We start from the raw sequence: 23,728 nt of genomic DNA, 5'->3' as shown, positions 1-23,728 counted from the left end.
GTTGCGATATAAGCGGTGAAGCAAGGGAGGGGAACGGTGCGCCGAACTGCGGCGCTCCGTCCCCCTCGGCCTGTCGCGCGCGATCTTCGTACTCGCATTCGAGACCATAGCGGGGTGGCGTGAGGGATGAGGCGCGATTACTGAAGTGGAGTCAGGTGTGCAGGTGGAGGCGGGGTCTGTGGCCGATTCTTTTCCCGAGGGAGGGCTTTCACGGCGATTTCTGCGGGACGAGACCTTGCTCGTTCTGGGGCTTTCGCTCGGTGCGAGTGGCGTGTCCGCGCTGATCAGCTTTGTCGGATCGGTCACCAAACCGGGGGGTCTGAAGGACCAGGCGGCGACCCTCAACGCCTCGGCGGCGCCGGGACGTCCGTGGCTGGATCTCGCGTGGCAGCTGTTCGGGATCGCGAGCGCGCTGGTGCCCGTCGCGCTCGTCGCACACTTCCTGCTGCGGGAGGGCGGGAGCCTGCGCACGCTCGGCTTCGACCGGACGCGGCCGTGGTTCGACTCGGCGCGCGGGGCCGCGATCGCGGCGGTGATCGGCAGCTGCGGCATCGCCTTCTATCTGGCCGCCCGGGGGCTGGGGTTCAACCTCACCGTGGTGCCGGAGGCGCTGCCCGACGTGTGGTGGAAATACCCGGTGCTGATCCTCTCCGCGGTGCAGAACGCCGTACTGGAGGAGGTCATCGTCGTCGGGTATCTGCTGCGCAGGCTGGGGCAGTTGGGGTGGACGCCGGGGACGGCGCTCGTCGCGTCGTCCGTGCTGCGCGGCTCGTACCACCTGTACCAGGGCATCGGCGGGTTCTTCGGCAACCTCGCGATGGGCATCGTCTTCGTCTATCTGTACCGGCGCTGGGGGCGGGTCGGGCCGCTGGTCGTGGCCCATTCCCTGTTGGACATCGGCGCGTTCGTCGGATACGCGCTGCTCGCGGGGAAGGTGGGCTGGCTGCCCACCGCGTGACCGGCACCCGCAGGGCACCGCACAGGAAGGGGTTTCATGATCGTGGAGGAGCGCGCGACGTCGGCCCGGGTGGTGGCCGCGGGGCGCATCGCGGCCGAGCTCGGGTTCGGGAAGAGCTGCATCCCTGAGGTGGGGCGACTGCTCGGGGCGGCCGCCGCTTCGAAGCCGGACGGGGTCGTCGCCGAGAGCGGTACCGGCTCGGGGGTCGGCACCGCCTGGCTGCACAGCGGGCTCGGGGCCGGGGCTCGCCTGGTCACCGTGGAGCGCGACGCGGAACTGGCCCGGCGGGCGGCCGGTGTCTTCGCGGACGACGCGCGGGTCGAGGTGCTGCACGGGGACTGGCGGCTCCTGGAGCGGCACGCGCCGTTCGACGTCTTCTTCTGCGACGGCGGGGGCAAGCGGGACGACGCCGAGCGGGTCGTCACACTGCTGGCTCCCGGCGGGCTGCTGATCATGGACGACTTCACCCCGTCGTCCGACTGGCCGCCCCGCTTCGAGGGCGAGGTCGACGCGTTGCGCCTGTTCTATCTCACGCACCCCGATCTCGCGGCGACCGAGGTGCTGACGACCCCCGCCAGTTCGGCGGTCGTGGCGACGCGCCGGTAGGGCCTGTCGCCGGTCCGCGCGCTCCCGTCGTCACCGGCGCGCCGAGTCGGCGTGCCTAGGGCCTGTCCGGCGGGTCAGGTCGCGTTCCGGGTGGCCCGCGTATTCCTGTGCTGGTGAGCGGTCTGTGGTGCGTGCGGCTGCAAGGCGGAGGAGGGCATCGACGCGGAGCGTTGGCGACCGACGACAACGCCGCAGCTGCGCGTGCCACAGACCGCGCCCGCGACAAGATCCGCCGGACAGGCCCTACTAGGGCTGTGCGTTCAGCTCGCCCTCGATCACCGTCACCGCGGTTCCGGTGAGCAGCGTGCGGTCGCCCTTCAGGGAGACGCGGACCAGGCCGGTGCGGGCGGAGGCCTGCAGGCCGGTGAGTTCGGTGCGGCCCAGGCGCTCGGCCCAGAACGGGGCGAGCGCCGTGTGCGCGCTGCCGGTCACCGGGTCCTCGTCGATGCCGACGTTCGGGAAGAAGCAGCGCGACACGAAGTCGTAGCCCCGGGCCGGGTCCTCGGCGGGGGCGGTGGCGATGACGCCGCGCGGGGAGTGCGCGGCGAGCGCCGTGAGGTCCGGAGTCAGGGCCAGGACCGTCTTCTCGTCGGGCAGCTCGACCAGCAGGTCGCCGACCGCGGGGCCGGTGTCGCGCACGGACAGAGGCCGCGCGCCGAGCGCCTCCGCGAGCTTGTCGGGCACCGGCTCCTCGGTGAGCGGGGCCGTCGGGAAGTCGAGGGTGAGCGAGCCGTCCGCGTTCGGCGTGGCCACGAGGACCCCGCTGCGCGTGGCGAACCGGACCGGGCCCCGCGTCGTCCCCGTGGAGTGCAGTACGTGGGCGGTCGCGAGGGTGGCGTGCCCGCACATGTTCACTTCGGTGGCAGGCGTGAACCAGCGCAGCGCCCAGTCCGCGGCGCCGCCCTCGGGGAGCGGGTGCGCGAAGGCCGTCTCGGCGTGGTTGACCTCCTTCGCGACGTCCTGCAGCCAGGTGTCGTCGGGGAAGGCGTCGAGGAGCAGCACGCCCGCCGGGTTGCCGGCGAAGGGGCGGTCGGTGAAGGCGTCGACGATACGAATACGCATGTCAGGAACGGTAGTTGAGCGCCGTCGGGCGCCACCAAGGCCAATTCGGCGCGGCTGGCATGGTTCCGCGCCCGCTGAGATGGCGTCGGGCGGCCCGGATCATGCCGGACGACCCCGTGATGGCCGCCTGACCTGCGCGGACGGGGAGAGTTCGGGGAGGTGTTGTCAAACGAACTGTTCCGATATATCGTTGAAGCATCGCGATCGGTCAACGATCGCGGCCAATGAAACCCCGATCGGTCACGAAAGGACTGATTCTCATGCGTACCCACGGACACGACCACGGACATGGACACTACGGACCCGGCCGCCGCGAAGGCCGGCCCGGTTTCGAGGGCGGCCCCGGATTCGAGGGGCGACGGGCGTTCGGACCCTTCGGGCCCGGCTTCGGCCCCGGCCCCGGCGGCCCCTGGGGCGGCCGAGGCGGTCGCGGTGGCGGCCCGCGCGGCCGGGCCCGGCGCGGCGATGTGCGCGCCTCGATCCTGGCGCTGCTCAAGGACCGCTCGATGCACGGCTACGAGATGATCCAGGAGATCGCCGAGCGCAGCGGCGGCGCGTGGAAGCCGAGCCCAGGCTCGGTCTACCCGACGCTGCAGCTGCTCGAGGACGAGGGCCTGATCGCCAGCGCGAGTGAAGGCGGCAAGAAGCTGTTCTCGCTCACCGACGCCGGGCGCACCGCCGCCGAAGAGGGGCCCGAGGCTCCTTGGGAGGAGGCCGGACGCGGCGTCGACTGGGAGGCCATGAACGAGATCCGGCAGGCCGGCTTCGGCCTGATGGAGGCGTTCGGCCAGGTCTGGAAGACCGGCAGCAAGGAGCAGCGCGAGAAGGCGCTCTCCGTCATCAACGACGCGCGCAAGAAGCTGTACCTGATCCTCGCCGACGAGGACTGAGCCCCGTGCGGGCCCAGGCAGAGGGCAGAGAAATGAAGAGGTGTCCCGTACTTCACGTACGGGGCGCCTCTTCGCGTGTGCGGCGGCACGGCGGGGTCAGGTGACCAGGCCGGCCAGCTTGCGCAGTGACTCGTTGAGCGCCGCCGTCGCCGAGTCCTTGAGCTTGCCCGCCATCAGGGAGACGGCCGCGCCCGTGAACTCGCCGTCGATGCGGACCGTCGTCGCGTCGCCGTCCGCCGTCACGGTGTACCGCGTGCCGACGTTCACGCCCATCGGCCCCTTGCCCCGGATCGCCAGCGTGCTGCCGTCCGTCAGGTCCTCGACGGTCCAGGTGACCTCGGCAGGGAAGCCCATCAGCTTCATGTTCTCCTCGAACTGACCGCCCACCTCCAGGGAGGTCGGAGCGCCCTTGGGGAAGCTGGTGTGGGTGGCGTTCCACTCTCCGTACGCGGAGAAGTCGGTGAGCTGGGCCCAGACCTTCTCGGCCGGTGCCTCGATGCGTGCTTCCGCGCTGACTTCGGCCATGCGGCCACCCCTTACGAGTAGTGAGCCATGACGGGCAGTGGTGCTGCGTCGTCGCGGAACGTAGCCGCATGGCCTCGAACATTCAATACTGATGAACCGTCAGAAATGCGGGGCGGAGTGCCTTGACCGTGCGCTCAGCTCTGCAGGTGGATCTCCGCCGCGTCGAACACGTCGTACGCGCGCGGGTGCGGCCCCTCGTCGTGGCAGTGCCAGGCCTCCCAGAACAGGTCCGCGGGCAGCGCGTCCTTGGGGGCGTACACCCGGTACACGTAGAGCCTGCCGTCTGTCGCGGGCAGGGCCACGAGCCAGCACCTGCTCTCCATGACTGTGACGGACGAGGGGCGCGGGGGCTGTGGTTGCGTGCGGGGCGCGGGGAGAAGGGTGCGCGCCCCTGGGGGTAAAGCCGCGGGTTCTCATCCGTAAGGAGGAGAAGCCGCTCGCCCGTGCCCAACTTGTGTCGGACGCGAAGATGCTTCCCGGTGGCGATGTTCCTGTGTATCGGGCCTGATGAGGTGGGGTACGTGCAGAGCCCTATCCCGTCGGACGCCAGCGCGTGCGGCCTCACCGGAGCAGATCCTGAAGACGCCCCGCTCAGCGACGAGCTGGCCCTGGTCGTCGCCGGGGCCAAGCGGCGTGCCGTGCGGGACGGGGACCGGCAGGTCGACTCCGCGCACCTGCTGCACTCCCTGCTCGAGGCCGACCCGGACGTGCGCGCGGCCTTCGCCGACACCGGACAGGTCGCGCGGCTGCTCGGCTATCTCGTGCAGCGCAGCATCGGCTACGGGCTGCGGTGGCAGGGCGCCCTGGAGGACTCGGGTGCCGTGCCCGTGGTGCGGGGCGCCCCCGGCTGGTCGCCCGTCGCGGCCGCCGCGATGGAGGCGGGCGCCCGACGGGCCGCGTCTCGCGGCGACGAGCGGGCCCGCGGAGTCGACGTCCTCGCGGCGCTCGCGGCGCCCGACGCATCGGAGGAGAACCGGGCCGTGCAGGTGCTTCGCCGAGCCGGGGTCGACGTGGAGAGGCTGCGTCAGCGACTGAATTGAGCGGGTATCGGCGGGTCTTGACGTCCAGGCCGCGAGACAGGGGTCATCGGGGGTGACGGTCATGACCGGCCCTGTCATGATGTGCCGATGCACGGGTCACAGGGATCTCAGGGATCCGCGGGGATACAGGCGACGCAGGAGAGCCGGGGAACGGCCGGGCGGGGATTCGGGCTCGGCCTCGCCCTGGTCTCGGCGCTCGCCTTCGGCGGTTCGGGGGTCGCGGCCAAACCGCTGATCGAGGAGGGGCTCGACCCGCTGTACGTGGTGTGGTTGCGGGTCGCCGGTGCCGCGCTCGTCATGCTGCCGGTCGCCTGGCGCCACCGTTCGCTGGTGCGTGAACGTCCCGTCCTGCTCGCCGGGTTCGGCCTGCTCGCCGTCGCCGGTGTCCAGGCCTGCTACTTTGCGGCGATCTCCCGCATCCCCGTCGGCGTCGCCCTGCTCATCGAGTACCTGGCGCCCGCGCTGGTGCTCGGCTGGGTGCGGTTCGTGCAGCGCAAGCCCGTGACGCGGGCCGCCGCGCTGGGCGTCGTCCTCGCCGTCGGCGGGCTCGCCTGCGTCGTGGAGGTGTGGTCGGGGCTGAGCTTCGACGCGCTGGGGCTGCTGCTCGCGCTCGGCGCGGCCTGCTGCCAGGTCGGCTACTTCGTCCTGTCCGACCAGGGCAGCGATGCCGCCGAGCACGGGCGGGCCGCGCCCGATCCGCTCGGCGTGATCGCCTACGGGCTGCTCGTCGGCACCGCCCTGCTCACCGTCATCGCGCGGCCCTGGGGCATGGACTGGTCGATCCTCGCGGGCAGCGCCGACATGAACGGCACATCGGTGCCCGCCTGGCTCCTGCTCTGCTGGATCGTGCTGCTCGCCACCGTCGTCGCGTACGTCACCGGGGTGGTCTCCGTGCGGCGCCTGTCGCCGCAGGTGGCCGGGGTGGTGGCCTGCCTGGAGGCGGTCATCGCGACCGTGCTCGCCTGGATCCTGCTGGGGGAGCACCTGTCGGCGCCGCAGCTGTTCGGGGGCGCCGTCGTGCTCGTCGGGGCGTTCATCGCGCAGTCGTCGAAGACGGCCGCGCCACCGGCCGCCGTCGAGCCGGAAACCGTGTTGTCCTCCCCGAAGAGTCCTGTCTAGGGTGGCGATCATGCACTCGCACTGGCTCGTTCTTCCGCCGCCGGCCGCCTAGGGCCTGTCCAGCCGTAGCGCTGGACCCGGGCGTCCTCGGCGATCCCGCCTCCGTGACCGTCACCGTCAGGTGCCGGTCCGTACGGTGCTGCCTGATCGGCCGGAGCGTTCGTGGGCGGGTGCCCCCTGGTTCTGTCCGTCGCTGATCGCGGGTGTACGCGGGTGACGGGCGGGCGGGGCGGCCCGCCGGGCCCCGACGCGGGCGGAGCGTGTTCTTCGAAGAGACCTTCCGGGGTCACGGCTGCCCGCTGACGACGGTCCGTGTCCTTCGGCCCCGCGCGCTGCGCGCGGGGGCCTTCTCCGTGGAGAACTACGTGTCGCATGTTGCCTCAGCGGCCGGCTCTGCCGTGCCCGCTGGTTCCGATCTGCCCGAAACCGTCCGACTGCCGGTCGCGCGCGCCCTGTTGTATCTGATCGTCGCCGGTGTCGCCTGGGGCACCGCGGGCGCGGCCGCCTCGCTGGTGTTCCAGGTGAGCGACCTGGGGGCCGGCGCCCTGTCGTTCTGGCGGTGCGCCGGCGGGTTCGTCCTGCTGCTCGTGGCGCGCCTCCTGCGCGGCCCCGCGCGACGAGCGGCGGTGCGCGAGCCGAGGGGTCGCGCGGCTCTCCGGCTCGGTGTCCTCGGGGTGTCGCTCGCCGTCTTCCAGACCGCCTACTTCGCCGCCGTGGAGGTGACCGGGCTCGCCGTCGGGACCGTCGTCACGCTCGGGGCGGGGCCCGTCCTGATCGCGGTCGGGGCGCGCGTCACCCTGGGGGAGCGGCTCGGCAGGGGCGGGCTGCTCGCCGTCGCCGGCGCGCTCGGCGGGCTCGCCGTGCTGGTCCTCGGCGGCGGGGGAGCGACCGTGCGCCCCTCGGGTGTGCTGTGGGCGCTCGCGTCGGCGGCCGGGTACGCCGTGATGACGCTGCTCACCCGCTGGTTCGGGCGGGGCGGCGGGGGTGGCGCCGGGCGCGGCACCACGGTCGGCACCTTCGCGGTCGCCTCGCTCGTGCTGCTGCCGCTCGGGGCGGCGGAGGGGCTGGTCCCGCACACCGTCCAGCTCGGGCAGGTCGTCGGCCTGTTGGCGTACATGACCTCCGTGCCCACCGCGCTCGCCTACGGCCTGTACTTCGCGGGCGCGGCCGTCGTACGGTCCGCCACCGTGTCCGTGATCATGCTGCTCGAACCGGTGGGCGCGGCCGTCATCGCCGTGACCGTGCTCGGCGAGGAACTGACCGCGACGACGGTGGCCGGTACGGGGCTGATGCTCGTCGCGGTGGCGGGTCTCGCCGTGGGGGAGGCCCGCACAGCCCGCTGACCCCGCCCGCTGGCCCCGCCCGGTGATCCGCCCCGTCAGGCCTCCTGGCGCCGCCGTCGCTGCACCGTCAGCGCGGCGGCGTCACGGGGGTCGCCACGTTCTGCGAGACCCTGGGCGATCCGGTCCTGCACCTCTTCCGGCTTGTGGCCCGCGTACTTGAACTTGGCCCGCACGTCGGTGACTTCGAGCCTGAGGCCGCGGATCCCGGAGAGCAGTCGCCCGTACGGTGCCTCGCCGACGGCCGCGTCGGCCGACATACCGGGCGGCTGGAAGTGGCCCACCTGGCGGTTGAGGAGGGCGGCCTTCTCCTCCGGGTCGTCCACGACGTGGGCGGTGCAACGGAGTTGGACGGCGGTGTAGACGCTGGTCGGCGTGCCGTGCTCGGGCGGGGCGCCGGGCAGCGCCTGCCAGGGGCCCTGTACGAACGCGTAGTCGTCGACGACGCTGAGCAGCACCTCGGGGTTCGCGTCGAGCGCGGGCCACACCGGGTTGGGGCGGGCCAGGTGTCCGAGGACCTCCGCGCGTTCCACGTCGTACGCGAAGTGCATCGGCTGGACGAACGGGGGCTCACCCGGGAGGCCGTTGACCGCGAGCTGCCCGAAGTCGTGGGCGGCGAGCCACTGTTGCCACTCGCCGTCGGAGCGCGCCGCGTCCCAGGGGTGGATCAGCATCAGAACTCCCGCAGGTAGGACGGGACGTCGATGCCGTCGGCGAGGTCGGTGGACGGGATCAGGGGGTCGTATCCCTTCTGCAGCGGGACGACGCCGGCCCAGTGCGGCAGGTCCATGTCCTCGGGCTCGTCGTTCGGGCCGCCGATGCGCAGCTTCGCCGAGACCTCGGTCAGGTCGAGGCGCAGCACGGCGGTCGCGGCGAGCTCCTTGGCGTTCGCGGGGCGCGAGTCGGCGGCGCGGCCCGGTACGACGTGGTCGACGAGCGCGTCGAGAGCGAGCCGCTTCTCCTCCGGGTCCGTGACCTGCCGCGCGGTGCCGTGGATGACGACCGAGCGGTAGTTGATGGAGTGGTGGAAGGCGGAGCGGGCCAGGACCAGGCCGTCGACGTGGGTGACCGTCAGGCAGACCGTGAGCCCCGGGTCCTGCTGCCCCGCCATGCGCAGCGGGCGCGACCCGGTGGAGCCGTGGACATAGAGGTGGTCGTCGACCCGGCCGAAGAGCGTGGGCAGCACTACGGGGGCGCCGTCGCGCACGAAGCCGAGATGGCAGACGTACGCCTCGTCGAGTATCGAGTGCACCAGGGTGCGGTCGTACGAGGCGCGTTCCTTGGACCGCGTCGGGACGGTGCGGTCCGTGGGGGTGTACGCGCCCTGCGGCGACTGCGACTGCTGCTCGGCGGCGACGCTCATGTTGCGAACTCCATTGCACTAGTGCAAACTACGGTTTGTGCTAGGAGAGTATCCGATCAAAGGGCGTGGCGCAGCGGAGATTGCCGCGAGCGTCGAGCGTGCGGTGGCCGACGGCGGCCTGGAGCCGGGGCAACTGCTGCCGCCGATGCGGGAGTTGGCGCAGCGGCTCGGCGTGAATCCCAATACGGTCGCGGCCGCGTACCGGACGCTGCGTGAACGCGGGGTCATCGAGACGGCGGGGCGGCGTGGCAGCCGGGTGCGCCCGAAGCCCGCCACCACCGCGCGCGAGCACATCCGCGTGGAGGTGCCGCCGGGGGTGCGGGACGTGTCGGACGGGAACCCGGACACCGCGCTGTTGCCGTCGCTGGCGGAGGTGTTCGCCGCCGCTGCCGCGGTGGGCGACGCGGAGCCGGTGCTGTACGGGAGCGATTCCCTGGAGCCGGAACTGGTGCGCCGGGCGCGGGAAGGGTTCGACGCGGACGGGGTGCCCGGTGGGCCCGTCGCCGTGACGTCCGGGTCGCTCGACGCCATCGAGCGGGTGCTCGCCGTGCACCTCAAAGCCGGGGACGCGGTCGCCGTCGAGGACCCGGGGTGGGGCAGCATGCTCGATCTGGTGCCCGCGCTGGGGCTGCGCGTCGTACCGGTCGGCGTGGACGACGACGGGCCGCTGCCGGACGACGTGGAGCGGGCGGTGCGGGAGGGCGCGCGGGCTGTCGTCGTGACCTGCCGGGCGCAGAATCCGACGGGGGCGGCCGTGGGCGCGGGCCGGGCGAAGGCGCTGCGCGAGGTGCTCGCCGGGCATCCGGACGTGCTGCTCATCGAGGACGATCACGGGCATGCCATCGTCGATCTGCCGTTGTGTCCGCTCGCCGGGGCGACGCGGCACTGGGCGTTCGTGCGGTCGGTGGCCAAGGCGTACGGGCCCGATCTGCGGCTCGCGGTGCTGACCGGGGACGCCGGCACCGTCGACCGGGTGCGCGGGCGGCAGCGGCTCGGGCCCGGGTGGGTCAGTCGCATCACGCAGCGGGCGGTGGCCGGGCTGTGGGCGGCCGGTGCCGTGGACTCGCGGGCGGTCGCGGCCTCGTACGGGGAGCGGCGCGACGCGCTGATCGCGGCGCTGGCCGAGCGGGGGGTCGCGGCGCGGGGGCGCAGCGGGATGAACGTGTGGGTCCCGGTGCCGGACGAGACCGGGGCCGTGGCGCGGTTGCTGCACGCGGGGTGGGCGGTGGCGCCGGGGGCGCGGTTCCGGATCGGGGCCGGGCCGGGGGTGCGGGTGACGGTGTCGCGGCTGGACGGGTCCGACATCGCCGGGGTCGCGGATGCGGTGGCTGCGGCGGTGGGGCCGGGGCCGGGGCGGTATTACGCCTGAGCCGGGGTGTGGGTGGGGCTGGGCCAGGCTCGGCGGGGCGGGGATGCGGGCCGGTTGAGCGCTCGCACCGGGCTGAGGGTGTTGTGGTGGGCCGGGCTGGGGTGCGGGCCGGTTGAGCGCTCGTCCCGCGCCGGGGTGCCGCCTTGCCCACCCTGCCGCCCAATGGGGTCTCCCCTGCTCGAGCGAAGTTCGAGCAGGGGAAGGCGGATTGCCAAGGCTCCGGCGGCGCCTATGACCTTGCCCGCGACTGCGTAAGGGCCGCGCCCGCCAGGACGATCGCCGCGCCGATCGGGGTCGACCAGGTCAGGGATTCGCCGAGCAGGGCGACGCCCGCGGCGGTGGCGATGACCGGGATGAAGTAGGTGACCATCTGGGCCGTCGTCGGGCCGACCTCGGCGACCAGGCCGTACTGGAGCAGCACCGCGAGGCCGGTGCCGAGGGCGCCCAGGGCCACGACCGCGAGCAGCGGGACGAGCGCGAAGTGCTCGGGCCAGGTGGTGAACAGCGGAGTGATGACGGCCAGTTGGACCGTCGCGAGCAGGAGCTGGGCGCCGGTCATCGACAGGTGCGAGTGGCCGGTGTGCGCCAGGGTGCGGCGGACGTAGATCCAGCCGACCGGGTAGCTGAACGACGCGAGCAGGGCCAGGGCCGTGCCGGTCACGTCCAGGCCGTGGAAGCCCTGCCAGACGCCGAGGACGGTGAGCACGCCGAGGAAGCCGATGCCCAGGCCCGCCACCCTGCGCCGCGTCGGGCGGTCCTCCGAGAGCGCCACCAGGGACAGCGCCATGCCCCACAGCGGCGACGTCGCGTTGCAGATGCCGGCCAGGGTGGAGGGGATCGTCCGCTCGGCGAACGCGAAGAGGGAGAAGGGCAGCGCGTTCAAAAGGAACGCCGCCACCGCGAGGTGCCCCCAGGTGCGGGCGCCGCGCGGCAGCCGCTGCCGCTTCACGGCCATCGCCGCGCCCAGCACCGCCGTGCCGAACAGCAGCCGCCCGAAGGTGACCTGGAACGGGGCGTAGCCGTTCGTGCCCACCTTGATGAGCAGGAAGCTGAAGCCCCAGATGAGGGAGAGCGCGCCGAACCGGATGCGCCAGTCCACGGTGCGGCGGACCGGGCTGGGGAGGGTGGGGGTCTGAGGCGCCCGGGAGGACGCGGTGACGGTGCTCATGCAGTCAGAGTGGCCGCCCGCATCCTCGTAGCACAAGCGAGACTTATTGCGAGGTAAGCCTTAGCATCGCTTACATGTTGAACTTGGAGCGGCTGCGCGTCCTCGACGCGCTCGCCCGGTACGGATCGGTCAGCGGCGCCGCCGACGCGCTGCATGTCACGACCTCCGCCGTCTCGCAGCAGATGACCAAGCTGGAGCGCGAGGCGGGCCAGCAGCTGCTCGCCAAGCACGGGCGCGGAGTGCGTCTCACGGACGCGGGGCGGCTGCTCGCCGACCACGCGGCCCGCATCCTGTCCCAGGTCGAACTGGCCCAGTCCGATCTGGAGGCGCAGCGCGGGCAGGTCGTGGGCGAGCTGCGGATCTCGGCGTTCCCGACCGCGGCGCGCGGCCTGTTCCCGGGCGCGCTGGCCGCCCTGCGCGTCGCGCACCCGCAACTGCGCGTGCGGTCGAGGGAGTTGGAGCCGGAGGCCGGGGTCGCCGCGGTGATCCGCGGCGATCTCGATCTCGCCGTCGTGCTCGACTGGTACAACAAGCCGATGCCCATGCCGGACGGGCTGGTCAAGGCGAGCATCATGGACGATCCCGCCGATGTCGCCCTGCCCGTCGGGCATCCCCTCGCCGGCCGCGCCGAGGTGGGCCTGGAGGACTTCGCCGACGACGAGTGGATCACCTGGGGCGAGGGCGAGTTCTGCCACGAGTGGCTGCTGTTCACGCTGCGCGCCAAGGGCGTCGAGCCGCAGGTCGGGCATCGCGCCGCCGAGACCCACACCCAACTCGGACTGGTGGCGGCCGGGTTGGGCGTGTGCGTCGCGCCGCTGCTCGGTCGCGACCCGATGCCGGAGGGCGTGGTGACCGTACCCGTTCGGCAGCAGGTGCGGCGCCACGTGTACGTGGTGTGGCGCGCGGACGCGGACCGGCGGCCGTCCATCCGGGCGGCCGTCGAGGCGCTGCAGAAGGTCGGAGCGGATCTCGGACAGGCCGCCGACGGGATTCTGTAAGGGGCGGTGCGGCGGGCCTACAGTTCGGCGAGCTTGCGGAAGTCCCAGGAGGCGATCTTCTCCGGGGTGAGCCGGGCCCAGGCGTGCCGTCCGTCGTGCACCATCGTCGTCAGGCCGAAGTTCTTCTCGAAGAACTTGACCTCCACCGGGTCGAGTTCGGGGCACGGCTCACCGGTGCGCGGCGACTCGCCGACGAACTCGATGCGCCCCGACAGCTCGACACCGCGCAGCTCCCCGTACTCCTCGCCCGCGTCGACCACCACGGCCACCCGCCCGTCGGCGCGCAGATCGGCCCAACGGCGGCTGCGGTCGAGGGAGTACAGCCACAGCGACGTGCCGTCCCACCAGAACCAGAGCGGACTGACGTGCGGCGTGCCGTCGGCCGACACCGTGGCCACGCGGCAGGTGCGCTGCTCGGCGAGGAACGCGTCCCGCTCGTCCGGCGACATCATGATCCTGCGGCCTCTGCGCTGGGTGACGGTCATGGGTACTCCTCCGCACACTTGCTGACGGTTCGTCAGAAATGCAGCATGAGGGCTCTTCCGTCGGCGCGCAATGGTGGCTACTCTCCAGCAGCCCGGACCGGTCGACGTCCAGAACGTACAGGGAGAAGCATGCCGACACCTGAGCAACTGGCCGAACTGCTCGCCCCGGCGACGACCGTGCTGCTGACCGTCGAGTGCCAGCAGGGTGTCGTCGGCACCGACAGCGCCCTGCCCGAACTCGCCCAGGAGGCACGGAAGTCCGGGGCGCTCGCCCAGGTCGCACGGCTCGTGGCCGCCGCCCACGAGAGCGGGGCGCAGGTGCTGCACGCGGTCGCGGAACGGCGCCCGGACGGACGCGGCGCCAACCACAACGGCCGCCTCTTCCGTGCAGCCGAACGCCTCCCCGTCCAGCAGCTCACCGGCAGCAAGGCCGTGCGGATCGCGCCGCCCATCGAGGTCGCGGACGAGGACCTCGTCGTGCGCCGGCTGCACGGGCTCTCGCCGATCGCGGGCACGGACGTCGATCCGCTGCTGCGCAACTTCGGCTGCCGCACCCTCGTCGTCACCGGTGTCTCGGCGAACGTGGCGATACCGAACGCCGTCTTCGACGCGGTCAACCTCGGCTATCAGGTCGTCGTCCCGAAGGACGCCATCGCCGGGGTGCCCTCCGACTACACCCCGGCGATGATCCGCAACACGCTCGCCCTGGTCGCCACCGTCACGACGACGCAGGACGTCCTCGCCGCCTGGAAGCGGCCTAGGCGAGGCTGATCGAGTCGCCGCTGACCGTGATCTGCTCGGCGGGCAGCGGCTTCGTCGCCGGCGGGTTCTTCACGCTGCCGTCCTCGATGGAGAACTTGCTGCCGTGGCACGGGCAGTCGATGGTGCCCGCCTCGACCTTCGTGACCTTGCAGCCCGAGTGCGTACAGGTAGAGGTGAACGCTTTGAACTCGCCCTTCTTCGGCTGTGTCACCACGACCCCCTGGTCGGCGAAGATCTTGCCGCCGCCCTCCGGGATGTCCGAGGTCTTGCCCAGCTCCTGACCGCCGCCCGCCGCCGAGGCGTTGCCCGCGGGCTCGGACCCGCCGTCGTCCTCCGAGCCGCACGCGGTCAGGGCCGCGGCGAGCCCGACCGCGCCGACCGCCGCGACGACGGTCCGGCGGGACGGGGCCGCGCGGTCGGGGTGCACGGGGCCGGTCTCCTGCGCGACGGCCGTACTGCCGGTCTCCTGCGAAACGGTCATGCTGCCGGTTCCTTTCGGTCGAGCGGGCCTGGATCCGTGGGGGGATTTCTCTTCGGTACGTGCCGTGATCCCGGAGCGTTCAACGCCCCGTCGATCTCATAACCTGGCCTCATGCTCACCGAAGTCACGGCGACCCGCTATGTCACCCCATTGAGGGAGGGCGGATCGCTGCCCGGCCTGGTCGAGGCCGACGATCTCCTCCCGTACGTCATGAAGTTCACCGGCGCGGGACAGGGCCGCAAGACGCTCGTGGCGGAGGTGATCTGCGGGCAGCTGGCGCGCCGGCTCGGTTTCCGGGTGCCCGAGCTCGTCGCCCTCGACCTCGACCCGGTGATCGGCCTCGGCGAGCCCGACCCGGAGGTGCAGGGGCTGCTCAAGGGGAGCGGCGGGACCAATCTGGGGATGCGGTTCCTCCCGCGGGCCCTCGGCTTCGATCCGCTCGCCTACGCCGTCGACCCGGTCCAGGCGGGCCGCGTCGTCTGGTTCGACGCCCTCGTCAACAACGTCGACCGGTCCTGGCGCAACCCCAACATGCTGGTCCGTGACGGCGGGCTGTGGCTCATCGACCACGGCGCCAGCATGATCTGGCACCACAACTGGCGCGGCGCCGCCGCCTGGGCCACCAAGCCCTACGACGCCACCGACCACGCCCTGGCCCGGTTCGAGCCCGACGTCGCGGCCGCCGCGGCCGAGCTCGCGCCGCGCGTCACCGAGGAGCTGATCGCCGAGGCCGCCGCCGACGTCCCCGACGTGTGGCTCGCGGACGAGCCCGGGTTCGACACGCCGGACGCGGTGCGACGCGCGTACGTGGAGACGCTCCTGGAGCGCGCGACGGGCATTCACGAACGGATCGAGCTGCCGAAGGCCGCCCCGCGGGCCACGGCCCGGACCAGCGGCTGGATCATGTACGAGGGAGCGGGCCGATGAGCGAGCGCGACGTCTTCGAGTACGCCCTGCTGCGCGTGGTGCCGAGCGTCGAGCGCGGCGAGCAGATCAACGCCGGAGTGGTCGTCTACTGCCGCGCGAAGTCCTACGTCACCGCCCTCACCCACCTCGACGAGGCGCGGCTGCGCGCGCTCGACCCCGAGGCCGACGTGGTCGGCGTCCGGGCGCTGCTCGGTGCGATCGAGCGGCACTGCGCCGGGGGAGACGCCGCGGGTCAGGCGGGGGAGGACGATGCCGGACGGCGCTACCGCTGGCTCGTCGCGCCGCGCTCGACCGTGGTGCAGCCGGGGCCCGTGCACACCGGTCTGACCGCCGATCCGGCCGCCGAGGCCGAGCGGCTCCTCGCCCTGCTGGTGCGCTGAGTGATCAGGGGCACCCGGTGGGTACGTTGACACCGGGTGCCAGGGCTTCTAGCGTCACCTGCACAGGGTACTAAGCGGTTGCTCAGCCAGCTTCGTGGCGGAGCGGCCGACCTCTAGGGCGAGGAGACCGAAGAGCATGTCCACCACTGAGCAGCGCGTAGCTATCGTCACCGGGGCCGCGCGCGGCATCGGCGCCGCGACCGCGATCCGGCTGGCCGAAGAGGGCCGCGCCGTCGCCGTGATCGACCTCGACGAGGCCGCCTGCAAGGACACCGTCGAGAAGATCACCGCCGCCGGCGGCAAGGCCCTCGCCGTGGGCTGCGACGTCTCCGACGAGGCGCAGGTCGAGGCCGCCGTCGCGCGGATCGCCGAGGAGCTCGGCGCGCCCACCATCCTGGTGAACAACGCGGGCGTCCTCCGCGACAACCTGCTGTTCAAGATGAGCGCCCTGGACTGGGACACCGTCATGAACGTGCACCTGCGCGGCGCGTTCCTGATGTCGAAGGCCGTCCAGAAGCACATGGTGGACGCCAAGTTCGGCCGTGTCGTGAACCTGTCGTCGTCCTCGGCGCTCGGCAACCGCGGCCAGGTCAACTACTCCGCCGCCAAGGCCGGTCTGCAGGGCTTCACCAAGACCCTCGCCAAGGAGCTCGGCAAGTTCGGCGTCACCGCCAACGCCGTCGCCCCGGGCTTCATCGTCACCGAGATGACCGCGGCCACCGCCGAGCGCGTCGGCATGGGCTTCGAGGAGTTCCAGGCCGCCGCCGCCACCCAGATCCCGGTGCAGCGCGTGGGTCACCCCGAGGACATCGCCAACGCCATCGCCTTCTTCACGGGCGACGCGGCCGGCTTCGTCTCCGGCCAGGTCATGTACGTGGCCGGCGGACCGCTCAACTAAGGCTGGGGGTACCAGACATGACCGCAGAACTCTCGGGCAAGGTCGCCCTCGTCACGGGCGCCAGCCGCGGCATCGGCTACGGCATCGCCGAGGCGCTCGTCGCCCGCGGCGACCGCGTCTGCATCACCGGCCGCGGTGAGGACGCGCTCAAGGAGGCCGTGGAGAAGCTCGGCTCCGACCGCGTCATCTACGTAGCCGGGAAGGCGCACGACGAGGCGCACCAGGCCGCCGCCGTCGAGCGCACCATGGAGGCGTTCGGCCGCGTCGACTTCCTCGTCAACAACGCCGGTACGAACCCGGTGTTCGGGCCGATCGCCGAGCTCGACCTGAACGTGGCCAGGAAGGTCTTCGAGACCAACGTCGTCTCGGCGCTGGGCTTCGCGCAGCAGACCTGGAAGGCGTGGCAGAAGGACAACGGCGGCGCGATCGTCAACATCGCGTCCGTGGCCGGTGTCTCCGCCTCGCCGTTCATCGGCGCGTACGGCATGAGCAAGGCCGCCATGGTCAACCTCACCCTGCAGCTGGCGCACGAGTTCGCGCCCACGGTGCGGGTCAACTCGATCGCCCCGGCCGTCGTCAAGACCAAGTTCGCCCAGGCGCTGTACGAGGGCCGGGAGGCCGAGGCCGCGGCCGCCTACCCGCTGGGCCGGCTCGGCGTGCCGGAGGACATCGGAGGCGCCGCCGCCTTCCTCACCTCGGCCCAGTCGGACTGGATCACCGGGCAGACGCTCGTCGTGGACGGCGGCATCTTCCTCAACGCGGGCGTCGCCTGACACCCGTGACACCTGTGAGGCCCGTGTGAGATTCCGGGCGTCGGATGACAACGTCTGACATACGTCCTCGCGCTTGAAGTACCCCGTCGGATCAGGCAGTTGAACCGGCGGGGTACTGCGATATGGTCGGCCGAATTCTTGGCATGTCCGATCGAGGAGCGTGCGCGTGTTCTGGAAGGTCTCCCTTGCTCGTGCGGTCGAGCTCGGGGCTGGATTGCGTCGGTTCGGCCGGGGGCCCGGAGCGCGTCCCCCGGGCGCGGGCGCCGTACGGTCGCTCGCCCCCCGCGCGTTGGCGGCGACGGTGACCGTGTCCCTGCTCGCCGGCTGCGGCCTGGTCCAGGCGAGTGACTCCGGGGACGAGGAACCGATCGTGGTGGGGACCACGAGTGCGCCGAGCACGCTGGACCCTGCCGCTTCCTGGGACGGCTCGTGGGAGCTGTTCCGCAACGTGTACCAGACCCTCGTCGCCTTCCCTTCCGGCGCTGCCGAGCCGGCGGCCGACGCGGCCGGGTGCTCCTTCAAGGACACCGACAACCGCGTCTACCACTGCAAGCTGCGTGCGGACATGACGTTCTCCGACGGGGACGCCCTCGACGCCGCCGCCGTGAAGTACTCGATCGACCGAATACGGAACATCGGGGTCAAGGGTGGCCCCGAAGGACTGCTCGGCAGCCTCGACCGGGTCACGACACAGGGCGACCGTGAGGTGACGTTCCATCTGAAGAAGGCGGACGCCACCTTCCCGTTCGTGCTCGCCACCCCGGCCATGTCGATCGTGGACCCCGACGAGTACCCGGCCAAGTCCGTGCGCGACGACGGCAAGGTGTCCGGCTCGGGCCCCTACGCCCTCAAGTCCTACAAGGCGGGCGACCGGGCCGAGCTCGTCAAGAACGACTCCTACAAAGGCTTCGCGGACCGCAAGAACGGTGCCGTGACGATTCGATACTTCAAGTCGTCGTCCGACATGGTCTCCGCCCTGAAGGCGAAGAAGATCGACGTCACCTTCCGCGGTCTCGCCTCCGACGACGTGGTGCGGCTCCAGGACAAGAAGGGCGCCGAGGGCCTCGAACTCGTCGAGGGAGCGGGCATGGAGACCAGCTACCTGGTCTTCAACCCCAAGGACCCGTGGGCGGGCAAGAAGGCGGTGCGTCAGGCGGTCGCCCAGGTCGTCGACCGCGGCGCCATCGCGCACAAGGTCTACATGGACACCGTCGACCCGCTGTACGCCATGGTCCCCGCGGGCCTCGCGGGCCACACGACCGACTTCTTCGACGACTACGGAGAGCCGAGCCCCGCCAAGGCCGCGGAGATCCTCTCCAAGGCGGGCATCACCGCGCCCGTTCCGCTCACCCTCTGGTTCACCACGGACCGCTACGGTTCAGCGACGGCACCCGAGTTCGCCGAGCTGAAGCGGCAGTTGGAGGCCTCGAAGCTGTTCAAGGTGACCTTGAAGAGCCGCCCCTGGAACACGTACGAGGCGGGGTACCGCAAGGGCGAGTACCCGGTGTTCGGGCGCGGCTGGTTCCCGGACTTCCCGGACGCCGACAACTTCATCGCGCCCTTCGTGGGCGAGGAGAACGCGGTGAGCACGCCGTACCTCTCGAAGGAGATCACCGACACGCTGCTCCCGCAGTCGCGCCGGGAGAGCGACCGGGGCACCGTGGTGCGGCAGTTCGAGCGGGCCCAGCAGATCATGGCGCAGGACGTGCGGCTGCTGCCGCTGTGGCAGGGCAAGCAGTACATCGCGGCCAGCGAGGAGATCGCCGGTGGCGAGCGGGCCCTCGACCCGTCGACGATCATGTTGATGTGGGAGCTGCAGCGCAAGACGAGCTGGTGACGGCACCGGCGGTCCGCGTTGTCAGTGGCCGCCGGTAGGTTCTGGGGTGTCGATGCGGCCGCACCCGCTCGCGTGGGTGGGAGCGGCCGTGGAAGTGCCCGTACCCCGGAGGTTGTTGACGTGACCGACACCGCGATGCTGCCCGAGTCCTGGAGCGGCGTCCTCGGCGAGGAGCTGCAGAAGCCCTACTTCAAGGAGCTCACCGAGTTCGTCGAGGACGAGCGCGCCAAGGGTCCCGTCTACCCGCCGCGGGACCAGGTCTTCGCCGCGCTCGACGCGACGCCGTACGACAAGGTCAAGGTGCTGGTCCTCGGCCAGGACCCCTACCACGGCGAGGGGCAGGGGCACGGCCTGTGCTTCTCGGTGCGGCCCGGTGTGAAGACGCCGCCCTCGCTGCGCAACATCTACAAGGAGATGCAGGCCGAGCTCGGCACCCCGATCCCGGACAACGGCTACCTGATGCCGTGGGCCGAACAGGGCGTGCTGCTGCTGAACGCGGTGCTCACGGTGCGGGCCGGCGAGGCCAACTCGCACAAGGGCAAGGGCTGGGAGAAGTTCACGGACGCGGTCATCCGCTCGGTGGCGGACCGGCCCGACCCGGCGGTCTTCGTCCTGTGGGGCAACTACGCGCAGAAGAAGCTCCCCCTCATCGACACCGACCGGCACATCGTCGTGAAGGGGGCGCATCCCTCGCCGCTGTCCGCGAAGAAGTTCTTCGGCTCACAGCCGTTCACGCAGATCAACGAGGCGGTCGCGGCCCAGGGGCACGAGCCGATCGACTGGCGCATCCCGAATCTCGGCTGAGGCCGCGCCTGCCCTGGATCACCGCCGACGGCGGTTAGCGTCGGGAGCCGTGACCGGCGGGGGTGCCGGTTCCCGAGCTTGGAGGAGCCAGTGGCACAGCAGCGCGAGCAGGCGGCGGACGACGCCCTGATGACCCGCATCGGGCAGGTGGTCATGCTGCATCACGCCGGTGACAGCGAGGAGGCCAGGGACCGTTTCCTCGGCCTGTGGTCGGAGGTCGGCGAGGACGGGGATCCGCTGCACCGCTGCACGCTCGCGCACTATCTGGCCGACACGCAGGCCGACCCGTCCGACGAACTGGCCTGGGACCTGAGGGCATTGTCCGCCGCGGACTCCTGCACGGGGCAGCGCTCCACGGAGCTGAGGGCCCTGTACCCGTCCCTGCATCTGAATCTCGCGGCGGACTACGTGAAACTGGGCCGCCCCGGCGCGGCCCGCAGCCATCTGACGCGGGCCCGCACGGCGGCCGGCGCGCTCGGCGACGGTGCCGCGGCGGACGGGTACGCGGCCGGCGTGCGGGCCACCCTGACCCGGCTCGAACGGCAGGTGGCGGGGTTGTCGGGGGAAGGCGAGGACGAGGCCGGAGGCCGGCCCGGTGGGGAACCGCTCGGGCCGCCGCGCAGCGGCTCCTGAGGCCGGGACGCCACCGGCCCGAGGCGCTCAACTCCCGTACGTGTCCTGGCAGATGACCGACTGAGGACTGTCCGGGTCCCAGCCGCCGTACTGGCGGCCGAGCGCGCAGACATCGGTGTGCGGGGGCGCGGGTACCGGGGCGGCGGGACGCTCGGCCTTCGGCGCGGTGGTGCGCCGGGGCGCGGCGGGTTTCGGCGCGGCCGGTCTCGGTGCCGTACGAGGTGGCCGCGCGGCCTCGTGGGCGGGCGCGGGGGGTGCTTCGGGGTGTGCGGCGGGGGAGCGGTGCGGGGTGGAGCCGGTCCGCCGCAGGGCCTCACGGGCGGGCCCCTGGACGAGCGGCCGGTCGTCGGAGTGGCCGTCGGGGCGCGGCTCCGGAGCGCTGACGGACGGCGAGGGAACGGCCGGCGGGGCGGGCGCACGGACGCTGACGCATCCGGACACGGTGGCGGCGGTGACGGCTGCCGCCGCCGTCAGCAGAAGCGTGGCTGAGCTGGTGGTTCTGAGCACCCGGGCAACTCTGGTGGACCGGACCCCGGCGGGGAACCGCAATCGGCGATGATGCCCCGCACGGGTGACGCGGGGCGGTGCCGTGCTGCCGATGGTGTCGCCCTCGGCAGGCTTCAGGTGTCCGCGGGGGATCCCGTGCGTGGCCCGGGGAGCGGGTGCGCTGACCGGGCCGGTGGCTCGTGTCCCCCGTATGCTGCACGGACGCGACGGGGGTCGGAGAGCAAGGAGTACAGGATCGTGAAGGTCGGCTGCATCGGACTCGGGGACATCGCGCAGAAGGCCTATCTGCCGGTGCTCGCCGCACAGCCCGGGATCGAACTGCACCTGCAGACCCGGACTCCCGCGACCCTGGCCCGGATCGCCGAGCAGCACCGGATCCCGGACGCGCAGCGCCACACCGATCTGGACGGGCTGCTCGCGCAGGGCCTCGACGCGGCGTTCGTGCACGCGCCGACGGTCGTGCACCCCGAGATCGTGACCCGACTGCTCGAAGCCGGTGTGCCGACGTACGTCGACAAGCCGCTCGCCTACGAACTCGCCGAATCCGCACGGCTCGTGGAGCTCGCCGAGGAGCGCGGCGTCAGCCTGGCCGTCGGCTTCAACCGCAGGTACGCGCCCGCGTACGCGCAGTGCGTCGAGCACCCGCGCGAGCTGATCCTCATGCAGAAGAACCGGGTCGGACTGCCCGAGGAACCCCGCCCGATGATCCTCGACGACTTCATCCACGTCGTCGACACGCTGCGCTTCCTCGTGCCGGGCACCGTCGACGACGTGAGCGTGCGCGCCCGGGTCGAGGACGGTCTGCTGCACCACGTGGTGCTCCAGCTCGCGGGGGACGGCTTCACCGCGCTCGGTGTGATGAACCGGCTCAGCGGTTCGACGGAGGAGATCCTCGAGGTCTCCGGGCAGGACAGCAAGCGGCAGGTGCTCAACCTCGCCGACGTCGTCGACCACAAGGGGCAGCCGAGCCTGCGGCGCCGCGGGGACTGGGTGCCGGTCGCTCGCCAGCGGGGCATCGAGCAGGTGGTGCTCGCCTTCCTGGACGCGGTGCGCGCGGGCAAGGTGCTGAGCGCTCGGGACGCGCTCGCCACGCATGAGTTGTGCGAGCAGGTCGTGCGTGAGGTGGAGCGCCGCGGGGCGTGAGAACTCCCCGCGCCCCATCGGCAAGCTGCGCGAAGAGCATGCTTCAGGGGCGCGGGGAACTGCGCGAGAAGCCCCACCGGCCCGCAGCCGGCGATGAGACCGACCGGCGCCGCAGCCACCGTGAAGCCTCCGCCGCCGCGAGCACCAGCAGTACGGCGGCAGCCGCGTGCACCGGCCAGTCGCCGAAGCGGGCGTACAGCGTCGTGCCGTGGGCGGTCGGAGTCTCGTAGACGCGGGTCGCGCTCGCCGACGTACCGAGCCAGGGGCCGGCGCGGGAGCCGTCCGGGCCGTACACCGCCGAGACGCCGGTGAGGGTCGCGTGCACCATCGGGCGGCCGGTCTCCGCGGCCCGGACCGCCGCGAGCGACGCGTGCTGCTCGGGTGCCCAGCTGTGCTGGAACGACGAGGTCGCCGACTGCGCGAGCAGCACCTGCGCGCCGTCCCGTGTGAGCTTGCGGGTCATGTCGGGGAACGCCGACTCGAAGCAGACCAGCGGGCCGATACGGAGCGACGTGCTGTTGTCCTTCGGTACGTCCATGACGACCTGGCGGGTGCCGCGCATCCGGTCCTCGCCCGCCGCCTTGCCGACCGAGGTCGCCCAGCCGAGCAGTGAGCGCGCGGGCACGTACTCGCCGAAGGGGACGAGCCGCATCTTGTCGTAGCGTGCGCCGGTCGGTCCTTCGGGGCCGATGAGGACCGAGCTCTTGTAGATGCCGCGGGCCGCGTCACCGCCCGCGCCGGCCGGGCGGCGCGCGTCCACATTGACCAGGATGTCCGCGTCGACCGCGCGCGAGAGCGCGGCGAGCCGGCGGGCCAGGTCGGGGCGTTCGGTCAGGTCGAAACCGACGCTGCTCTCGCCCCAGACCACCAGGTCGACGTCCCGCCCCGCCAGTCGACGGGTGAGCGCCTCCTCGCGGTCGAAGCGGCGCGTGGGACTGCCGACGCCGTCGATCACGCCCGGCTGGACGACGGCGACACGCGCCGTGCCGTCGGTCTGCGGGCGCGGTGCCCAGGCCCACGCCGTGCCGGTGACGGAGGCGGCGACGACGAGTCCCGCCACCGCCGGCGTACGGGCGCCCCGCGCGACCACGAGCAGTGCGACCCCGGTGTTCACGGCCACCACGACCAGGCTCACCAGCCACACACCGCCCACCGAGGCGAGCCGCAGCGCGGGCGTCACCTGCCACTGGCTGGAACCGAGCAGCCCCCACGGGCCGCCCAACCCCTCCCAGGAACGGACCAGTTCCACCATCAGCCACGCGGACGGGACGGCCACCAGCGCGGCCGCGGCCTGCCGGGGCGACGGGGAGCCGTGCAGCAGCCGGTGCAGCAGCCACCCCCACGGCGTCCACAGCGCGCCGAGCAGCGCCGCGATGACGATCGTGAACACGTTCAGGCTGGGCAGCAGCCAGTGGTGCACCGCCAGCATGAAACCGAGGCCGCCCAGCCAGCCGTCCAGGGCCGCGCGGCGCGGTGTCGCCGCCGAGCGCGCGAGCAGCATCCAGGGGACGAGGGCCACGAACGCGCACCACCACCACGACGGCGCGGGGAACGCGAGCGCGGGCAGGGCTCCCGCGCCGATCGCCGCGGCGCCGCGCCACCAGGGCGACGTGTCGATCCGCCGCCGCCATCCCGCCATGCGCCGTGCCTCCCACCTCGT

General features: G+C 72.2%; 27 protein-coding genes. 17 read left to right on the top strand and 10 right to left on the bottom strand.

Going from position 1 to position 23,728, the window contains the following annotated elements:
• Positions 1 to 157: 157 nt before the first annotated feature.
• A complete protein-coding gene (locus B072_RS0124110) occupies positions 158 to 958 on the top strand; it encodes a CPBP family intramembrane glutamic endopeptidase (RefSeq protein ID WP_026246232.1) in 801 nt (266 codons plus the stop codon).
• A 36-nt stretch (positions 959 to 994) separates the two neighbouring features.
• Positions 995 to 1,564 carry an O-methyltransferase gene (locus B072_RS0124105; protein ID WP_018532552.1) on the top strand — a complete coding sequence of 190 codons (570 nt, stop codon included), beginning with the start codon at positions 995 to 997 and terminating at the stop codon, positions 1,562 to 1,564.
• 246 nt (positions 1,565 to 1,810) lie between these two features.
• Here the strand turns inward: B072_RS0124105 and B072_RS0124100 are convergent, their stop codons facing one another.
• A complete protein-coding gene (locus B072_RS0124100) occupies positions 1,811 to 2,626 on the bottom strand; it encodes a PhzF family phenazine biosynthesis protein (protein ID WP_018532551.1) in 816 nt (271 codons plus the stop codon).
• Between the two features lie 260 nt (positions 2,627 to 2,886).
• Between B072_RS0124100 and B072_RS0124095 the strand changes: the two genes are divergently transcribed.
• The gene (locus tag B072_RS0124095) at positions 2,887 to 3,516 is read left to right on the top strand and encodes a PadR family transcriptional regulator (protein ID WP_018532550.1); all 630 of its coding nucleotides are present in this window, start codon (positions 2,887 to 2,889) and stop codon (positions 3,514 to 3,516) included.
• Between the two features lie 96 nt (positions 3,517 to 3,612).
• Here B072_RS0124095 and B072_RS0124090 read toward each other — a convergent pair whose 3' ends face one another.
• Both B072_RS0124090 and B072_RS48315 read right to left on the bottom strand, forming a co-directional pair.
• Positions 3,613 to 4,041 carry an SRPBCC family protein gene (locus B072_RS0124090; protein WP_018532549.1) on the bottom strand — a complete coding sequence of 143 codons (429 nt, stop codon included), beginning with the start codon at positions 4,039 to 4,041 and terminating at the stop codon, positions 3,613 to 3,615.
• 134 nt (positions 4,042 to 4,175) lie between these two features.
• Entirely contained in the window at positions 4,176 to 4,364 is a 189-nt protein-coding gene (locus B072_RS48315) for a hypothetical protein (protein WP_158689237.1), read from the bottom strand.
• 198 nt (positions 4,365 to 4,562) lie between these two features.
• On the opposite strand from B072_RS48315, the gene B072_RS0124080 reads away from it, so the two are divergent.
• From B072_RS0124080 to B072_RS0124070, 3 genes are all read left to right on the top strand, one after another.
• Positions 4,563 to 5,081: a Clp protease N-terminal domain-containing protein gene (locus B072_RS0124080; RefSeq protein ID WP_018532547.1), complete on the top strand. Its 519-nt coding sequence runs from the start codon at positions 4,563 to 4,565 to the stop codon at positions 5,079 to 5,081.
• 87 nt (positions 5,082 to 5,168) lie between these two features.
• Positions 5,169 to 6,200 (top strand): EamA family transporter, encoded by a 1,032-nt coding sequence (locus tag B072_RS0124075; RefSeq protein WP_018532546.1) that lies wholly within the window; start codon positions 5,169 to 5,171, stop codon positions 6,198 to 6,200.
• A gap of 398 nt (positions 6,201 to 6,598) precedes the next feature.
• Positions 6,599 to 7,543 (top strand): DMT family transporter, encoded by a 945-nt coding sequence (locus B072_RS0124070; RefSeq protein WP_420707568.1) that lies wholly within the window; start codon positions 6,599 to 6,601, stop codon positions 7,541 to 7,543.
• 35 nt (positions 7,544 to 7,578) lie between these two features.
• Here B072_RS0124070 and B072_RS0124065 read toward each other — a convergent pair whose 3' ends face one another.
• Positions 7,579 to 8,214: an FMN-binding negative transcriptional regulator gene (locus tag B072_RS0124065; protein WP_018532544.1), complete on the bottom strand. Its 636-nt coding sequence runs from the start codon at positions 8,212 to 8,214 to the stop codon at positions 7,579 to 7,581.
• Positions 8,214 to 8,903: a pyridoxamine 5'-phosphate oxidase family protein gene (locus B072_RS0124060; RefSeq protein ID WP_018532543.1), complete on the bottom strand. Its 690-nt coding sequence runs from the start codon at positions 8,901 to 8,903 to the stop codon at positions 8,214 to 8,216. Before B072_RS0124060 ends, B072_RS0124065 begins: the two co-directional genes overlap by 1 nt.
• 37 nt (positions 8,904 to 8,940) lie before the next feature.
• Between B072_RS0124060 and B072_RS0124055 the strand changes: the two genes are divergently transcribed.
• Entirely contained in the window at positions 8,941 to 10,272 is a 1,332-nt protein-coding gene (locus B072_RS0124055; RefSeq protein WP_026246229.1) for an aminotransferase class I/II-fold pyridoxal phosphate-dependent enzyme, read from the top strand.
• A 229-nt stretch (positions 10,273 to 10,501) separates the two neighbouring features.
• On the opposite strand, the gene B072_RS0124050 is transcribed toward B072_RS0124055, so the two are convergent.
• Complete coding sequence (locus tag B072_RS0124050) at positions 10,502 to 11,440, bottom strand: DMT family transporter (RefSeq protein ID WP_018532541.1); 939 nt, start codon at positions 11,438 to 11,440, stop codon at positions 10,502 to 10,504.
• A 74-nt stretch (positions 11,441 to 11,514) separates the two neighbouring features.
• On the opposite strand from B072_RS0124050, the gene B072_RS0124045 reads away from it, so the two are divergent.
• The gene (locus B072_RS0124045; protein ID WP_018532540.1) at positions 11,515 to 12,438 is read left to right on the top strand and encodes a LysR family transcriptional regulator; all 924 of its coding nucleotides are present in this window, start codon (positions 11,515 to 11,517) and stop codon (positions 12,436 to 12,438) included.
• A 17-nt stretch (positions 12,439 to 12,455) separates the two neighbouring features.
• Here the strand turns inward: B072_RS0124045 and B072_RS0124040 are convergent, their stop codons facing one another.
• The gene (locus tag B072_RS0124040; RefSeq protein WP_018532539.1) at positions 12,456 to 12,923 is read right to left on the bottom strand and encodes a pyridoxamine 5'-phosphate oxidase family protein; all 468 of its coding nucleotides are present in this window, start codon (positions 12,921 to 12,923) and stop codon (positions 12,456 to 12,458) included.
• A gap of 129 nt (positions 12,924 to 13,052) precedes the next feature.
• Between B072_RS0124040 and B072_RS0124035 the strand changes: the two genes are divergently transcribed.
• The gene (locus tag B072_RS0124035; protein WP_018532538.1) at positions 13,053 to 13,694 is read left to right on the top strand and encodes a cysteine hydrolase; all 642 of its coding nucleotides are present in this window, start codon (positions 13,053 to 13,055) and stop codon (positions 13,692 to 13,694) included.
• Here B072_RS0124035 and B072_RS0124030 read toward each other — a convergent pair.
• Positions 13,681 to 14,166 (bottom strand): Rieske (2Fe-2S) protein, encoded by a 486-nt coding sequence (locus tag B072_RS0124030; RefSeq protein WP_018532537.1) that lies wholly within the window; start codon positions 14,164 to 14,166, stop codon positions 13,681 to 13,683. The two genes, B072_RS0124035 and B072_RS0124030, sit on opposite strands and share 14 nt — an antisense overlap.
• A 111-nt stretch (positions 14,167 to 14,277) precedes the next feature.
• Here B072_RS0124030 and B072_RS0124025 point away from each other — a divergent pair, with 111 nt between their 5' ends.
• From B072_RS0124025 to B072_RS0123995, 7 genes are all read left to right on the top strand, one after another.
• Positions 14,278 to 15,093 carry a HipA family kinase gene (locus B072_RS0124025; protein WP_018532536.1) on the top strand — a complete coding sequence of 272 codons (816 nt, stop codon included), beginning with the start codon at positions 14,278 to 14,280 and terminating at the stop codon, positions 15,091 to 15,093.
• Positions 15,090 to 15,473, top strand: a complete 384-nt coding sequence (locus B072_RS0124020) for a DUF3037 domain-containing protein (protein WP_018532535.1) — start codon at positions 15,090 to 15,092, stop codon at positions 15,471 to 15,473. Before B072_RS0124025 ends, B072_RS0124020 begins: the two co-directional genes overlap by 4 nt.
• A gap of 136 nt (positions 15,474 to 15,609) precedes the next feature.
• A complete protein-coding gene (gene fabG / locus B072_RS0124015) occupies positions 15,610 to 16,371 on the top strand; it encodes a 3-oxoacyl-ACP reductase FabG (protein ID WP_018532534.1) in 762 nt (253 codons plus the stop codon).
• A gap of 17 nt (positions 16,372 to 16,388) precedes the next feature.
• Complete coding sequence (locus B072_RS0124010) at positions 16,389 to 17,144, top strand: SDR family oxidoreductase (protein ID WP_018532533.1); 756 nt, start codon at positions 16,389 to 16,391, stop codon at positions 17,142 to 17,144.
• Between the two features lie 301 nt (positions 17,145 to 17,445).
• On the top strand, positions 17,446 to 18,981 hold the full coding sequence (locus tag B072_RS0124005) for an ABC transporter substrate-binding protein (protein ID WP_018532532.1): 1,536 nt from the start codon (positions 17,446 to 17,448) through the stop codon (positions 18,979 to 18,981).
• A 120-nt stretch (positions 18,982 to 19,101) separates the two neighbouring features.
• Positions 19,102 to 19,785 carry a uracil-DNA glycosylase gene (locus B072_RS0124000; protein ID WP_018532531.1) on the top strand — a complete coding sequence of 228 codons (684 nt, stop codon included), beginning with the start codon at positions 19,102 to 19,104 and terminating at the stop codon, positions 19,783 to 19,785.
• Positions 19,786 to 19,875: 90 nt separating this feature from the next.
• Positions 19,876 to 20,418, top strand: coding sequence for a hypothetical protein (locus tag B072_RS0123995; protein ID WP_018532530.1), 543 nt, complete (start codon positions 19,876 to 19,878; stop codon positions 20,416 to 20,418).
• Positions 20,419 to 20,445: 27 nt separating this feature from the next.
• On the opposite strand, the gene B072_RS47425 is transcribed toward B072_RS0123995, so the two are convergent.
• Positions 20,446 to 20,925: a hypothetical protein gene (locus B072_RS47425; RefSeq protein ID WP_086020395.1), complete on the bottom strand. Its 480-nt coding sequence runs from the start codon at positions 20,923 to 20,925 to the stop codon at positions 20,446 to 20,448.
• A 237-nt stretch (positions 20,926 to 21,162) separates the two neighbouring features.
• Between B072_RS47425 and B072_RS0123990 the strand changes: the two genes are divergently transcribed.
• Positions 21,163 to 22,068: a Gfo/Idh/MocA family protein gene (locus B072_RS0123990; RefSeq protein WP_018532529.1), complete on the top strand. Its 906-nt coding sequence runs from the start codon at positions 21,163 to 21,165 to the stop codon at positions 22,066 to 22,068.
• Between the two features lie 43 nt (positions 22,069 to 22,111).
• Here B072_RS0123990 and lnt read toward each other — a convergent pair whose 3' ends face one another.
• Positions 22,112 to 23,707 (bottom strand): apolipoprotein N-acyltransferase, encoded by a 1,596-nt coding sequence (lnt, locus tag B072_RS0123985; RefSeq protein ID WP_018532528.1) that lies wholly within the window; start codon positions 23,705 to 23,707, stop codon positions 22,112 to 22,114.
• Positions 23,708 to 23,728 lie beyond the last annotated feature (21 nt).

Source organism: Streptomyces sp. HmicA12, from assembly GCF_000373565.1.
GTDB lineage: Bacteria > Actinomycetota > Actinomycetes > Streptomycetales > Streptomycetaceae > Streptomyces.
Note: the sequence above shows the minus strand (reverse complement) of the source record. Positions and strands in the feature narration are given on the sequence as shown.